10 protein-coding genes and 1 pseudogene are annotated in these 13,416 nt (G+C 68.8%); 10 read left to right on the top strand and 1 reads right to left on the bottom strand.

Going from position 1 to position 13,416, the window contains the following annotated elements; genetic code table 11:
• Window positions 1–6 precede the first annotated feature (6 nt).
• Window positions 7–1,095, bottom strand: coding sequence for a polyprenyl synthetase family protein (locus tag BG28_RS06305; protein ID WP_051501080.1), 1,089 nt, complete (start codon window positions 1,093–1,095; stop codon window positions 7–9).
• Between the two features lie 18 nt (window positions 1,096–1,113).
• Between BG28_RS06305 and dinB the strand changes: the two genes are divergently transcribed.
• The 10 genes and pseudogenes from dinB (at window position 1,114) to murD (ending at window position 13,373) form a co-directional block, all read left to right on the top strand.
• Window positions 1,114–2,322: a DNA polymerase IV gene (gene dinB, locus BG28_RS06300; RefSeq protein WP_036474954.1), complete on the top strand. Its 1,209-nt coding sequence runs from the start codon at window positions 1,114–1,116 to the stop codon at window positions 2,320–2,322.
• A 128-nt stretch (window positions 2,323–2,450) separates the two neighbouring features.
• The gene (locus BG28_RS06295) at window positions 2,451–2,864 is read left to right on the top strand and encodes a DUF3040 domain-containing protein (protein WP_036474951.1); all 414 of its coding nucleotides are present in this window, start codon (window positions 2,451–2,453) and stop codon (window positions 2,862–2,864) included.
• A 487-nt stretch (window positions 2,865–3,351) separates the two neighbouring features.
• Complete coding sequence (mraZ, locus tag BG28_RS06290) at window positions 3,352–3,783, top strand: division/cell wall cluster transcriptional repressor MraZ (protein WP_036474948.1); 432 nt, start codon at window positions 3,352–3,354, stop codon at window positions 3,781–3,783.
• 196 nt (window positions 3,784–3,979) lie between these two features.
• Entirely contained in the window at window positions 3,980–4,987 is a 1,008-nt protein-coding gene (gene rsmH / locus BG28_RS06285) for a 16S rRNA (cytosine(1402)-N(4))-methyltransferase RsmH (RefSeq protein ID WP_036474946.1), read from the top strand.
• Window positions 4,984–5,658 carry a hypothetical protein gene (locus BG28_RS06280; RefSeq protein WP_036474944.1) on the top strand — a complete coding sequence of 225 codons (675 nt, stop codon included), beginning with the start codon at window positions 4,984–4,986 and terminating at the stop codon, window positions 5,656–5,658. The genes rsmH and BG28_RS06280 overlap by 4 nt, the downstream gene beginning before the upstream one ends.
• A gap of 27 nt (window positions 5,659–5,685) precedes the next feature.
• The gene (locus BG28_RS06275; RefSeq protein ID WP_036474942.1) at window positions 5,686–7,476 is read left to right on the top strand and encodes a penicillin-binding protein 2; all 1,791 of its coding nucleotides are present in this window, start codon (window positions 5,686–5,688) and stop codon (window positions 7,474–7,476) included.
• Window positions 7,473–9,209, top strand: coding sequence for a Mur ligase family protein (locus BG28_RS06270; protein ID WP_084479511.1), 1,737 nt, complete (start codon window positions 7,473–7,475; stop codon window positions 9,207–9,209). The genes BG28_RS06275 and BG28_RS06270 overlap by 4 nt, the downstream gene beginning before the upstream one ends.
• A pseudogene (gene murF, locus BG28_RS06265) lies at window positions 9,206–10,699 on the top strand (UDP-N-acetylmuramoyl-tripeptide--D-alanyl-D-alanine ligase). Before BG28_RS06270 ends, murF begins: the two are co-directional and overlap by 4 nt.
• Entirely contained in the window at window positions 10,696–11,799 is a 1,104-nt protein-coding gene (mraY, locus tag BG28_RS06260) for a phospho-N-acetylmuramoyl-pentapeptide-transferase (protein ID WP_036474940.1), read from the top strand. Before murF ends, mraY begins: the two are co-directional and overlap by 4 nt.
• Window positions 11,781–13,373 (top strand): UDP-N-acetylmuramoyl-L-alanine--D-glutamate ligase, encoded by a 1,593-nt coding sequence (gene murD / locus BG28_RS06255; protein WP_084479510.1) that lies wholly within the window; start codon window positions 11,781–11,783, stop codon window positions 13,371–13,373. The genes mraY and murD overlap by 19 nt, the downstream gene beginning before the upstream one ends.
• Window positions 13,374–13,416: the final 43 nt, after the last annotated feature.

Here is a 13,416-nt window from a genome sequence, read left to right as displayed (position 1 = left end):
TGGGACCTAGACCGTTCGCAGCACCAGGTTCCCGCGAAGCTGGTCGAACTCCTCGAGGACCTCCGCAGAGACGCCGAGCTCGACCAGGTCCTGGGTACGGGCGACGCTGTCACCGGTGAGCTCCTCGATGCTGCGCTCCACCTCCTCCACTGCTCCGGACTCCAGCAGGATGGCGCGCGCCCGGTCCACCTGTGCCTCACTGAGCGCCGGGTCTCCCAGCATCTGGTTCAGCTCCTGGGCCCCGGCCCCGCCGGAGCGGAACAGCCCGTAGGCGATGAGCTCGGTGCGCTTGCCCTCGCGCAGGTCATCGCCGACCGGCTTGCCGGTGGTCTCCGGATCCCCGAAGACCCCGAGCAGATCATCGCGCAGCTGGAAGGCCTCGCCGACCGGCAGCGCCGCCGCGGCGAAGGCGCGGCACAGCTGGTCCGAGCCGCCGGCCAGCGCCGCGCCGAGGACCACCGGGTACTCGGTGGAGTACTTGGCCGCCTTATAGCGCAGCACCCCGCGGGCGCGGGCGACCGCCTCGGCCTCGGTCTCAGCCGGAGTGCGCACCTCTTCGAGCACATCGAGGTACTGCCCGGTGATGACCTCGGTGTGCATCCGGTGGAAGCTCCGCGCGGCCAAGGTATTGCTCACCAGCCCGTCCTGGGCTGCGGTGCTCTGGGCGAGGAAGAACGCCTCCGAGGCCCAGGCCAGCGAGAGGTCCCCGGAGAGGATCGCGCCGGTAGTGCCGAAGTGGCCGCAGTCTCCGGCGAAGCCGGACTCCCGATGCAGCTGTTCGAACCCGATGTGCGCGCTGGGCCGTCCGCGCCGGGTGGCAGACCGGTCGATGACGTCGTCGTGGACCAGCGCGGCCGCCTGGAAGAGCTCCAGCGCCACACCCAGCTCGACGACGGCCTCGCCGCGCCCGCCGGCTGCCTGCCAGCCCAGCCGGGCCAGCGCGGGGCGCATCTTCTTGCCGCCCCGGGTCAGCGTCATCAGCGCGGTCACCAGGGGCACCGCGTGCTCGGAGACTGCGTGGACCTCTGCGTGACGGGCCTGGAGGAAGCCGGCGCACCTGGTGTTGACCTCGCTGATGAATTCTTCGCGCTTCATGGCGGATAGCCTATCGGTATGGCACCGTCTCGACCGGCTGATTCACGCGTCCTCGCGCATGTGGACATGGATGCCTATTACGTGGAGGTCGAGCTGCTCAGCAGGCCCGAGCTGCGCGGACGCAAGATCATCGTGGCGCAGGACTCGGGACGCTCCGTGGTGCTCTCGGCCTCCTATGAGGCTCGGGCAGACGGGGTGCGTTCCGCGATGCCGCTGGCCCGGGCGCGGCAGGCCAGCCCCGACGCCGTCGTGATCCCGCCCAGCATGGAGCTCTACCGCGAGTTCTCCCGGCGCATCATGGCCTACTTCGACACGATCACCGACTCGGTGGAGCAGCTCAGCGTGGACGAAGCCTTCCTGGATCTCACCGGGTCTCGCCGACGGCTCGGCGGACCCGAGCAGATCGGAGCGAAGATCCGCCGCGAGATCCGCGAGGAGTTCGCCCTGCCGGCCACGGTGGGGATCGCTGACCGCAAGTTCATCGCCAAGATCGCCTCCACCCGCGCGAAGCCGGACGGACTGCTGCTGGTCCCGCCACAACGCCGGCTGGAGTTCCTGCACGGTCTGCCGGTCACCGCGATGTGGGGTGTCGGGGCAAAGACCGCCGAGTCCCTGAAGGCCTTCGGGATCACCACGGTGCTGCAGCTCGCGCAGACCCCGGAGCCCGCGCTGCGCCGGCGATTCGGGGTCACCGGCACGGCGCTGCACCGACTGGCCTGGGGAGAGGACGCCCGCGAGGTCCAACCGCACCGGATCGAGAAGTCCATCGGCGCCGAGGAGACCTTCGCGGTGGACGTGGAGGATGAGGCGACGCTGCGAGCCGAGCTGCTGCGGCTCAGCCATCGGGTCGCCGCACGCCTGCGCGAGTCGGGAGTCTCCGCGGAGGGCATCAGCCTGAAGCTTCGCTACAGCGACTTCGAGACGCTGACCCGGTCCTCCACGCTCTCCCACCCGACGCATTCGGCGCTGGCCATCTACTCCCGGGTGCTCGGGCTGCTGGAGCGGCTGGGGCAGCGGGCCCAGTCGGTGCGGCTGGTGGGGATCCGGGCCGAGAGACTGGTGGATGAGGGCGGCTCGCTGCAGCTGAGCTTCGACCGCACCGAGACGAACTGGCTCGACGCCGAGACCGCGCTCGACGCCATCGCGAAGAAGTTTCCACAGGTCCAGACGGCTCCGGCCGCGCTGCTGCGACCCCGCCGCGAGGATCCAGGACTGGAGAGTTCCTGAGTGTCAGCCCTGAGATCACCGCAGTCCTGACATCGGGCTAGGTCTGGGGTGCCGAAACCGCTAGACTATACACCCAGGCGTATCCGCATCTTCCATCACGCCACACGACGACCGCGAGGAGCTTCACGATGCCACTGTCGGAGCGTGAACAGCGCATGCTCAAGCAGCTCGAAGAACAGCTGCAGTCGGAGGATCCGAGCTTCGCCAGCTCCATGCAGGACTCCCCGAGCGGAACGCTCAACGTGCGCAACATCGTGCTTGGCGCTCTGGTCGCGGTCCTCGGCATCGTCGTGCTTCTGCTGAGCATCTACAACCAGTGGATACCCGTGGGTGTGATCGGCTTCCTGATCATGGGCGCAGGCGTCTACTACGCCACCACCGGAGGCACCTCCGGGAACTCCCGCGGCAACGGTTCCGGCGGCAATGGCGGCAACGGTGGAGGGGGAGGCGGCGGCGGACCCCGCAGCTCCACTCCGAGCCCGTCCGGGAACTTCATGACCGGACTCGAGCAGCGCTGGGAAGAACGACGCCGGCAGGACTGACCCGCCAGGCACCACTAGAGCTTCGAAAGGCCCCTCTTCGGAGGGGCCTTTTTTCATGCCCGGCCACCGCCCCGGCTCCTACCACCGCAGGATCGCCACCACCCTCCAGCCCAGGCCCCCACTTCCCACCACCTGGGCGCCCCACACTCCTCCACGGGGAGCGCAGCCGGTCATGACGTCCGAAGGCCACCGCCGCTGCAGCCCCGGAATTCCGGGCTTCTCGGTCCCGACCGGAGCATCCTGCCCAGGTCTCGAGCTCCCGCTGGATCCACCCGGCAGCGGCCGGTTTCGTCGAGCCCCTCCACCGCCCTCCACCTGCAGCTCAGCATCATTTCTCCAGCTCAGAAGGTCAGTAACGGCTCCACGCAACAGTTTTCGGTCGCGGCGCGGCAAATTCTGGTTGCAAGTGGGGGGAAGTGGGGTAAAGTGGAGCTCGGTAGAGGGAGAAGGAATGATTCTCCTCAACAAGTGAGGTGGTGAGTGTCCTTTGTTCCTGGGCACATACACGCCTCGCATGGATGAGAAGGCTCGCCTGATCCTTCCCGCGAAGTACCGCGAGGAACTGGCCAACGGCCTGGTCCTCACTCGTGGGCAGGAACGCTGCATCTATGTGTTCAGCACGGAAGAGTTCAAGAACGTGCACCACCAGATGCGGCAGGCTCCTCTGACCTCACGCCAGGCACGCGACTACATCCGCGTATTCCTCTCCGGAGCCTCTGATGAGATTCCGGACAAGCAGGGCAGGATCACGGTCCCCGCCGCGCTTCGGGAGTACGCCGGGCTGGACCGCGATGTCACGGTCATCGGAGCGGGAGACCGCGCCGAGATCTGGGACACCACGGCCTGGAACGAATACCTGGAGGCGAAGGAGTCGGAGTTCTCATCCACCGATGGGGAAGCCATTCCCGGCCTCTTCTGAGCACCGAAGCCGTTCGACACGACACGCCGAACGAAAAAGTACGACAAGTGAAGACGGTTCGAACACTTCAAGGGGATCCTTGGGTGAGTTCTTCCGCCGCCCCGCCGCATTCCTGACTTATCTTCCCCGATGTCAGGCAGCAGGTCGGAGCGGAGGAGGAGCTGGTCCAAGGATCCTTTCCCATGACGGAGGCAGTATGGCGCAACGAGAGACGGCAGACCGGCACGTGCCGGTGATGCGAGATCGCTGCATCAGGCTGCTGTCCCTCGGAGTGGACAACATCCGAGCCGCGGGCCACCGGCCCGTGGTCATCGACGCCACCTTGGGCATGGGCGGCCACGCCGAAGCCATGCTTGCGGCCGACGCCGAGGTCCTCGTGCTGGGCCTTGACCGGGACCCCGAGGCGCATGCCCTGGCGGCTCAGCGTCTGCGCTCCTACGGCGACCGCTTTCGCGGCATCCACACGGTCTATGACCGGGTGGACGAGGTCGCCGCCGAGGAGCTGGCCGAGGATCAGCGAGTGGCCGGCGTCCTGCTGGACCTCGGTGTGTCCTCCCTGCAGCTGGACGAGGCCTCCCGCGGCTTCGCCTACTCCTACGATGCCCCGCTGGACATGCGCATGGACGCCTCGGAGGATTCCCCCGATGAATCGGTGGCGGAGCTGCTCGCCCGGATCGAGGTCGGCGAGCTGAAGCGGATCCTGCGCGAATACGGCGAAGAGCGCTTCGCCGGGCGCATCGCCAGCTCCATCGTCGCCCGCCGCGAGGACCGGCCCTTCACCACGACGGCGGACCTCGCCTCCGTGGTGGACAAAGCGGTCCCGGCAGCATCGAAGCGCACCGGGGGACACCCCGCCAAACGGACCTTCCAGGCCCTGCGCATCGCGGTCAACGCCGAGCTTGAGGTCCTGCAGCGCACGATCCCCAATGCCCTGGACGCCGTGGCGCCGGGCGGCCGGATCGTGGCGATGAGCTACCACTCGCTGGAGGACCGCATCGTCAAGCAGGCCTTCGCCCGACGCACCAAGTCCTCGGCGCCTGCGGGCCTGCCGGTTGAGCTCGAAGAGCATAAGCCGACCTTCAGATCCCTCACCCGGGGGGCCGAGCTGCCCGATGAGTCAGAGATCGCCGAGAACCCCCGTGCCGCGTCAGCGAAGCTGCGTGCAGTCGAGAAGCTGACCGACTCCAGGAGAACCGCCGTATGAGCGCAGAAGCCCAGCCCCTCGCCCCCGCACCTCGGGGACCCCTGGCCCGCAGTCGCTCCATCCCCGGAGGCGCCGAGGACGCCGCCTCGGCACGGACTTCTCCGATGCTGCGCGCCCTGCCCAAGCTCCGGCAGCGGCAGAAGGGTCTCATCGGCGGGATCATCGCCCTGCTGGCGCTGGCCCTGACGATCGTGCTCGCGGTGAACATCCATATGGCCAACTCGCAGTACACCGTCGTGGAGCTGCAGAACCAGCATCTCGCCCTGGTCCAGTCGAACCAGGCGCTGACCGAAGAGGTCCAGCACCTGCAGTCCCCGCAGGCGCTCTCCAACACCGCGGTCGGACTGGGCATGGTCATGCCCGCCGAGGCGGCCGCGCTCGAGCTCAGCGACGGGGAGGTCATCGGCACGGCCGAGGCGGCCGACAGCGGCGACCGCCCCTCCAGCTTCGTGGCCGCCCCCGCAGTGCCCGGAGCCGACGCCGCCGCGCCCCTGAACGTCTCCGAGTCGGTGACCGGCGCGCCCTCAGGCATTCTCGGCGCAGGCGCGTTGAACACGCTCATCGAGACCCCCAGTGGGCAGAATGGGCAGGAGACATCCGCAGGGACGCAAGACCAGTTCAGCCCCACTGAGCTCAACGGCGGGACCATACCGGCGCCCTCATTCGACTGATCGACCTGTTGGGAGAACGCTGACGCCATGGCAGCCGCTCAGAAGAAACGCGCAGAACGGGTCCTCTCGTTCCGGATGCGCATCGGACTCACCCTGATCCTGGTGATGCTGCTCCTGCTCGGAGGACGTCTGTTCCACGTGCAGGGCCTCGATCCGGCAGGAAACGCCGAGGCGGCCGTCTCCGAACGGCTGCGCAGCGTTCCGCTGCCCGCTCACCGTGGGGACATCCTCGACTCCGAAGGCCGGGTGCTCGCCACCTCGGTGAACCGCTATGACCTGGTCGTGGACCAGGCGGTGGTGGAGGACTTCGAGCGCAGCGACGAGGCCACCGGGCTGCGCGAGGAGGTCACGGTGCGCACCGGCATCGCCGAGCTCGGCGAGGTGCTGGATCGCAGCACCGAAGAGCTCACCGAGCGCATCGTGGGCGAGAGCCGCTACTCGGTGGTGGCTCGGTCCCTGACGCCCGAGCAGAGCGAGCAGGCCCTGGAGATCGGTCTCCCCGGCCTCTACGCCGAGCCGGTGTCCGAGCGCAGCTACCCCTCGGGAGCGGTGGCGGGCTCGATCATCGGCTTCATGGGCGCCGACGGGCCGCTGGAAGGGATCGAAGCCGCCCAGGATGAGGCGCTCAGCGGGATCGACGGGGAACGGATCTACGAGGTCGGCGGCGACGGCGTGCGGATCCCGGTGGCCACCTATGAGGAGCTGCCGGCCGAGGACGGACAGGACGTGCGCCTGACCGTCGATCAGGACCTGCAGTGGTTCGCCCAAGAATCGATCGCGAAGAAGGCCAACCAGTACAACGCCGCCTGGGGCAACGCCACTGTCCTGGACCTCACCACCGGGGAGATCCTGGCCATGGCCGATTCCGAGACGGTCGACCCGGCCGAGCCGGGGGAGACCGACGAGCTCTTCCGCCGGCCGCTCGCGCTGACCCAGGACTTCGAGCCCGGCTCCACCGGCAAGGCCATCACCTTCGCGATGGCGCTGGAGGAGGGCACGCTGAACCCCACCGACGGCTTCACCGTGGACAACCGCTACGAGGTCGACGGGCAGACCATCAGCGACGCCACTCGCCACCCCACCTTAGACATGACGGCCGCGGGCATCTTCGCCCGCTCCTACAACACCGGCACGGTGATGATCGGCGGCGAGATCCCGGAGGAGACCCGCTATGACTACATGCGCCGGGTCGGCCTCGGCGAACCCCTCGACATCGGGCTCGGCACTGAGGCGAACTCGGTCCTGCGTCCGCCCGAGGAGTGGGATGCCCGCCAGCACCTGACCACCCAGTTCGGCCAGGGCTACACCACCTCGGTGCTGCATAATCTGCAGGCCTTCCAGACCATGACCAACGGCGGAGTCGACGTCCCGCTGCGCCTGATCGACGCCTATGTCGATGCCGACGGCACCGAGCACCCGGTCCAGACCGAACCGGGCGAGCGGGTGTTCTCCGAGGAGACCTCCGAGGAGATGCTCCGGATGTTCGAAGGCGTGGTGGACTACGGCACCGGCACCGAGGCCGCCGTCTCGGGGTACCGCGTGGGCGGCAAGTCCGGCATCGCGGAGGCTGCCGGCGCAGGCGGAGGATTCGACGGTCACACCCAGTCCTTCATCGGCATGGCTCCCTTGGACGACCCGCAGTACCTGGTCTCCGTGACCGTGCACCGCCCGGAGGGCTACTGGCGAGACTGGGAGGTCACCGACACGTTCCGTGAGATCATGTCCTACGTGCTTAGCAGTTATGACCAGGCGCCCAGCGGGGCGAAGAGCGATGCCTATGACGGCTTCGAAGGCGAGAACCAGGATCAGCCCTGGTGAGCGCGGCAGCAACAGGACTCAGCGTTGCGGCCCAGGACCGAGTGTTCCGGCCGCACACGGTGCTCGGAACCAGTGTGGAGCAGCTTGTCGCCGAGCTCGCCAGCACCGGCTATGACCCGCTCGTGACTCCCGTGGGTCGGGCCGCGAGCGAGGTCCGGCTCACCGGTGCCGCCATGGACCCCAAGGCCGTGGGGCCCGGTGACCTCTTCGTCGCCGTCTCCGGCTCGCGCGCCCACGGGGCGGACTACGTGATGACCGCGCTCGAGTGCGGCGCGGCAGCGATCCTCACCGACGTCGCCGGGGCCGAGAAGGTCCGTGAGCGCGTGGGATATCGCATCCCGGTCATCGAGGTGCGCCGCGTGCGCGAAGCCGCGGGCCCCTCGGCGGCGCTGATCTACGGCAACACCGCTACCTCGGGACCGGCGCTGTTCGGGGTCACCGGCACCAACGGCAAGACCACCACCACCTACTTCCTGCGCTCGTTGCTGGATACTCTGCTGGCGCCGCACCAGCGCGCCACCGGCCTGATCGGGACCATCGAGATCGCCTCCGGCGAGGCGAGGATCCCCTCGAAGATGACCACCCCGGAGGCCGTGCAGCTGCACAGCCTGATGGCGCTCTTCCGCGAAGCCGACGTGGCCGCCGCGGCGATGGAGGTGTCCTCCCACGCGATCTCCTACGAGCGCGTCTCGGGACTCTTCTACGCCGTGGCCGGTTTCACCAACCTGACCCAGGACCACCTGGATCTGCATGGCTCGATGGAGGAGTACTTCGCCGCGAAGGCGGCGCTGTTCGCCCGCCGCCGCACGCGCAGCAGCGTGGTCATCGTGGATGACCCCTGGGGCTGGCGGATGGCCCAGACCGCCACCGGCCACGTCGTGACGCTGGCCACCGATGAGACCCCCGACCCGGCCGCGGACTGGAGCGTCACCGAGGTCACCCCGCACCTGCTCGGCAGCGCCTTCACGCTGCACAACCGGCACACCGGGGAGAGCATCCGCTCCCGCACCGGTCTGCCGGGCCGGTTCAACGTGGCCAACGCGGCCCTGGCCGCCGTGATGGTGCTCACCGCTGACGAGAGCACCGCGCTCGGCGTCAGCCGGGAGGAGATCATCGCAGCGCTGGAACAGGCCGATCCCTTCACGATCAGCGTCCCTGGCCGGATGCAGGTGATCGGCACCGCCCCCGCCGCCATCGTGGACTTCGCGCACAACCCCGACGCCATGATCCGCACCCTTCAGGCCGCCGCGAGCACCTCAGAGGGCAAGACCATCCTGGTGATCGGCGCCGCGGGGGAGCGCGACAGCGCCAAACGCCCCTTGATGGGCGCGATCGCCGTGCGCATGGCGGATCACGTGATCATCAGCGACGACGACCCCCACGGCGAGGACCCCGCCCAGATCCGCGCCGGGCTCCTGGAGGGCGCCCGCGAGGCCCTGGCCACAGAGGACCTGGACACCACGCTGGAGGAGATCTCGCCACGCCTCGACGCGATCGTCCGCGCCGTCGAGGTCGCAGAGCCCGAGGACACGATCATCCTGGCGGGCCGCGGACACGAGGTCCACCAGGACTTCGCCGGGACGAAACACCCGATCGATGACCGGGTGGAACTGGCCCGGGCGCTGCGCCGACGGGGATTCCCCACCGCAGAGGACGCTCCGCAGACGGACCCCGATCCGGACGCCAGGCAGACCCACAGAACTTCCACCGCAGAAGGAGGCGACCAGGCATGATCGAGCTTTCAGCCGCAGAGATCGCCGAGATCACCGCAGGGACCCTGTACGGGGTCCCGGACCCCTCGACCCGGCGCGTGCGACACGCAGACACCGACTCCCGCAGCATGGCCGCGGACTCGATGTTCATCGCCAAGCGGGGGAGACCACCGACGGTCACCACTTCATCGATGCGGCCCTCGCCGCCGGGGCCACGCTCGTGCTGGCCCAGCGCGCGACCCAGGCCCCGGATGGTGCGGCGCACCCCAGCGTGGTCGTGCCCGACGTGGTCAGCGCCATGGGCCAGATCGCCGCGGCGATCCTGGACCGGGTGCGCGCCCACTCGGAGACCACCGTCATCGGCATCACCGGATCCGCCGGCAAGACCACCACCAAGGACCTGCTGAAGTCGATCCTCGAGCCCGAGGGCCCCACCGTCGCGCCGCAGGGCTCCTATAACGGTGAGGTCGGCGTGCCGCTGACCATCTTCACCGCCGAGCTTCAGACCCGGTACCTCGTCGTGGAGATGGGCGCCGACGCGCCCGGCAACATCCGGGATCTCGCGCAGATGGTCCGCCCTGACATCGGGGCGGTGCTGATGGTCGGTTCCGCCCATGCCGGCAAGTTCGGCGGCGCGGACAAGATCGCCGCCGTCAAGGCTGAGCTGGTCGAGGAGATCGGCGCCGACGGCGCGTGGTGCTCAACCGCGACGACTCCCAGGTCGCCTCCATGGCACAGTCCGCCACGGCTCCGATCACCTGGTTCAGCGAAGCCACCGGTCAGTCCCCGGAGAACGAGACCGCCCCGGGAGTCGGCCTCGACCAGGCCGTCCCGGATCAGGTGCGCGCGGTGAACCTGAGCCTCGACGAGGCCGGTCACCCGCGGTTCCAGCTGCGATTCACCGAGTCTGGCGAGGAGTTCCCGGTGGTCTCTGGACTCACCGGGGCCCACCATGTCTCCAACCTGCTTGCCGCGGCGGCCTGCGCGCTGCGCGCCGGCGTCGCTCCGGCGGCCATCGCGCAGCGGCTGGATGGGCTCGGCCCGGCGAGCCGATGGCGAATGGAACGCACCGAGCGCGCCGACGGCGTCACCGTGATCAACGACGCCTACAACGCCAATCCCGAGTCCATGCGCGAGGCGCTGCGCACCCTGGCGATGCTCACCCGGCCCGGCCAGGGCAGCCCGTCACGCCGCTCGGTGGCTGTGCTCGGCGCGATGCTCGAGCTCGGCGACGTCTCCATCCCCAAGCACACCCAGCTGGGCGAGACCGTGGTGCGGCTGAACATCGACAAGACGCTGGTCGTCGCGATCTGGCCTACCCGCTCTACCGCGGGGCCATCGCCGAGGGCAGCTGGGGGTCTGAGGTGCACTGGGTCGCCACGGTCGAGGAGGCCGAGGCCTACCTGGATCAGGAGCTCGCTCCCGGGGACATCGTGCTGTTCAAATCCTCCAACAGCGCAGGGCTTAGACTCCTGGGTGACAAGATCGCCGCAAAGGAAGGGGCCCAGTGATTGCTGTAGTCATCGGTGCCGTCTTCGGCCTGGGACTCACCCTCGTCGGGACGCCGTTGTTCATCCGCTTCCTGGTGAAGCGCGGATACGGCCAGTTCATCCGAGACGACGGCCCCACCACCCACCATGTGAAGCGCGGCACCCCCACGATGGGCGGCGCGGTGATCATGATCGCCGTGGTCGCCGCCTATCTGCTGACCCATGGGCTGATGCTGATCACCGGCGACGGCGGCGGCCCCACGGCCTCCGGACTGCTCCTGCTGCTGCTGATGATCGGTATGGGACTGGTCGGCTTCGCCGACGACTTCGCGAAGATCAGCAAGAAGCAGTCGCTGGGCCTGACTCCCTGGCGCAAGATCGCCGGGCTGGTCACCGTCGGAGTGCTCTTCGCCGTGCTGGCGCTGAACTTCCCCGATGCCGACGGACTGACGCCTGCCTCCACGAACATCTCCTTCGTCCGCGAGACCGTGCTGGATCTGGCCTTCGCCGGACCGGTCATCGGCATGATCCTCTTCGTCATCTGGGCGAACCTGATCGTCACGGCGACCACCAACGGAGTGAACCTCACCGACGGCCTGGACGGGCTCGCCACCGCGGCCACCGCGATGGTCACTGCCGCCTACACGATCATCTCCATCTGGCAGGTCAACCAGGCCTGCGGCAGCGGCAGCGCCGTGGAGAGCGTCTGCTACCAGGTGCGTGACCCGATGGACATGGCCATGATCGCCGCGATCATCACCGGCGCGCTGATCGGCTTCCTCTGGTGGAACACCTCACCGGCGAAGATCTTCATGGGCGACACCGGATCCCTCGCGCTGGGCGGCGCTCTGGCCGGTTTCGCGATCCTGACCCACACCCAGCTGCTCTTCGTGATCCTCGGCGGCCTCTTCGTGCTGATCACCCTCTCCGTGATCATCCAGGTCGGCTACTTCAAGCTCTCCGGCGGCAAGCGGGTGTTCCTGATGGCCCCGCTGCAGCACCACTTCGAGCTCAAGGGCTGGGCGGAGGTCACCGTGGTGGTGAGATTCTGGATCATCGGCGCCCTCGCCGTAGGCATCGGTCTGGCGCTCTTCTACGGGGAATGGGTGATCACCCAGTGACCGCCCAGGATGCTGGACGGCCCCAAGACCCTGCCCGGCCCCAGGCCTCTCGGCAGCCGCAGACCCGTCCCGAGCTTCGCGGCTGGGACGGTCCCTGGACGGGACTGCGTGCGCTGGTCACCGGGCTGGGCGTCTCCGGATTCGCCGCCGCCGACACCTTGGCGGAGCTGGGCGCGCGCGTCGTCGTCGTCGACGGCACCGACACAGCCAAGACCCGGCGCGACGCCGAGACGTTGCGGCTGGTCGGTGTGCAGCAGGTCCTGCTCGGTCCCGAGCACCTCTCCGGGCTGCCGCTGGTCGACGGCGAGCTGCCCGAGATCCTAGTCACCTCCCCGGGGTGGCGGCCCGACTCCGCGCTGATCCGTGCTGCCCGCGCCGCCCAGATCCCGGTCCTCTCCGAGGTGGAGCTGGCCTGGCGGCTGGGCGCCCGCCCGGGCGCCCGGGCGCCGAAGTGGCTCGTGGTCACCGGCACCAACGGCAAGACCACCACTGTGACCCTGCTGGAATCCATGCTGATCGCCGATGGACAGCGTGCCATCGCCTGCGGCAACATCGGCGTGCCGGTGCTCGACGCGATCCGTGACCCGCAGGGCTATGACTCCCTGGCTGTGGAGCTCTCCAGCTTCCAGCTCGAATACACCGAGCTGCTCTCTCCGGTGGCTTCGGCAGTGCTCAACATCGCCGAGGACCACGTGGACTGGCACGGCAGCTTCGAGGCCTACCGTGCGGCCAAGGCGAAGATCTATGAGAACACCGAACTGGCCTGCGTCTACAACGCCGACCAGCAGACCACCGAGGACATGGTCGCCGAGGCCGACGTCCAGGAGGGCTGCCGCGCGATCGGCTTCACCACCGGCTCGCCCGGGCTCTCGATGCTCGGGGTGGTCGAGAACCTGCTGGTGGACCGCGCGTTCCTCGAAGACCGGGCGCACCAGGCGCTGGAGCTCGCGGGGCTCGAGGACTTCGGGCCGCTCGCCCCGCAGCACCTGATCGCCAATACGCTGGCCGCCGCCGCCCTGGCCCGCGCCGCCGGGGCCGCGCCGGAGGCGATCCGTGCCGCGGTGCAGGGCTATGAGGCCGGGGACCACCGGATCCAGCCGGTGGCCAAGGCCGACGACGTGCTCTGGATCAACGACTCCAAGGCCACCAACCCGCATGCCGCGGCCGCCTCGCTGCGCAGCTTCACCGATGTCATCTGGATCGCCGGGGGACTGCCCAAGGGGGTGCTCTACGACGAGCTCATCGCCGAGGTGGCGCCCCGGCTGCGTCGGGTGATCCTCATCGGCACAGACTCCTCCCAGCTGAGGTCCAGCCTCGAGCGACACGCGCCGGGAGTCCCGGTGATCGGTGGACGCCTGCGGGAGGATGAGAGCCGCAGCGCGGTGGACGCGTCGCTGGCGGACGAGGACGGGGCGCGCGCCATGCGGGCCGCCGTGGCCGAAGCCGCCAAGGCGCTCGCCCCGCACCACACGGTGCTGATGGCTCCCGCCGCCGCCTCGATGGATCAGTTCGCCTCCTACGCAGCCCGCGGGGAAGCATTCATCGAAGCAGTCACCGAGCTGATGACCGATTGATCGCAGAGGTGGAGCCCGGCAGGGAACCCACCAGGAGGAGGAC

The organism is Nesterenkonia sp. AN1 (assembly GCF_000582475.1).
In the GTDB taxonomy this organism is placed as follows: Bacteria; Actinomycetota; Actinomycetes; order Actinomycetales; family Micrococcaceae; genus Nesterenkonia; species Nesterenkonia aurantiaca.
This window is presented reverse-complemented; position numbering and strand designations above follow the sequence as displayed.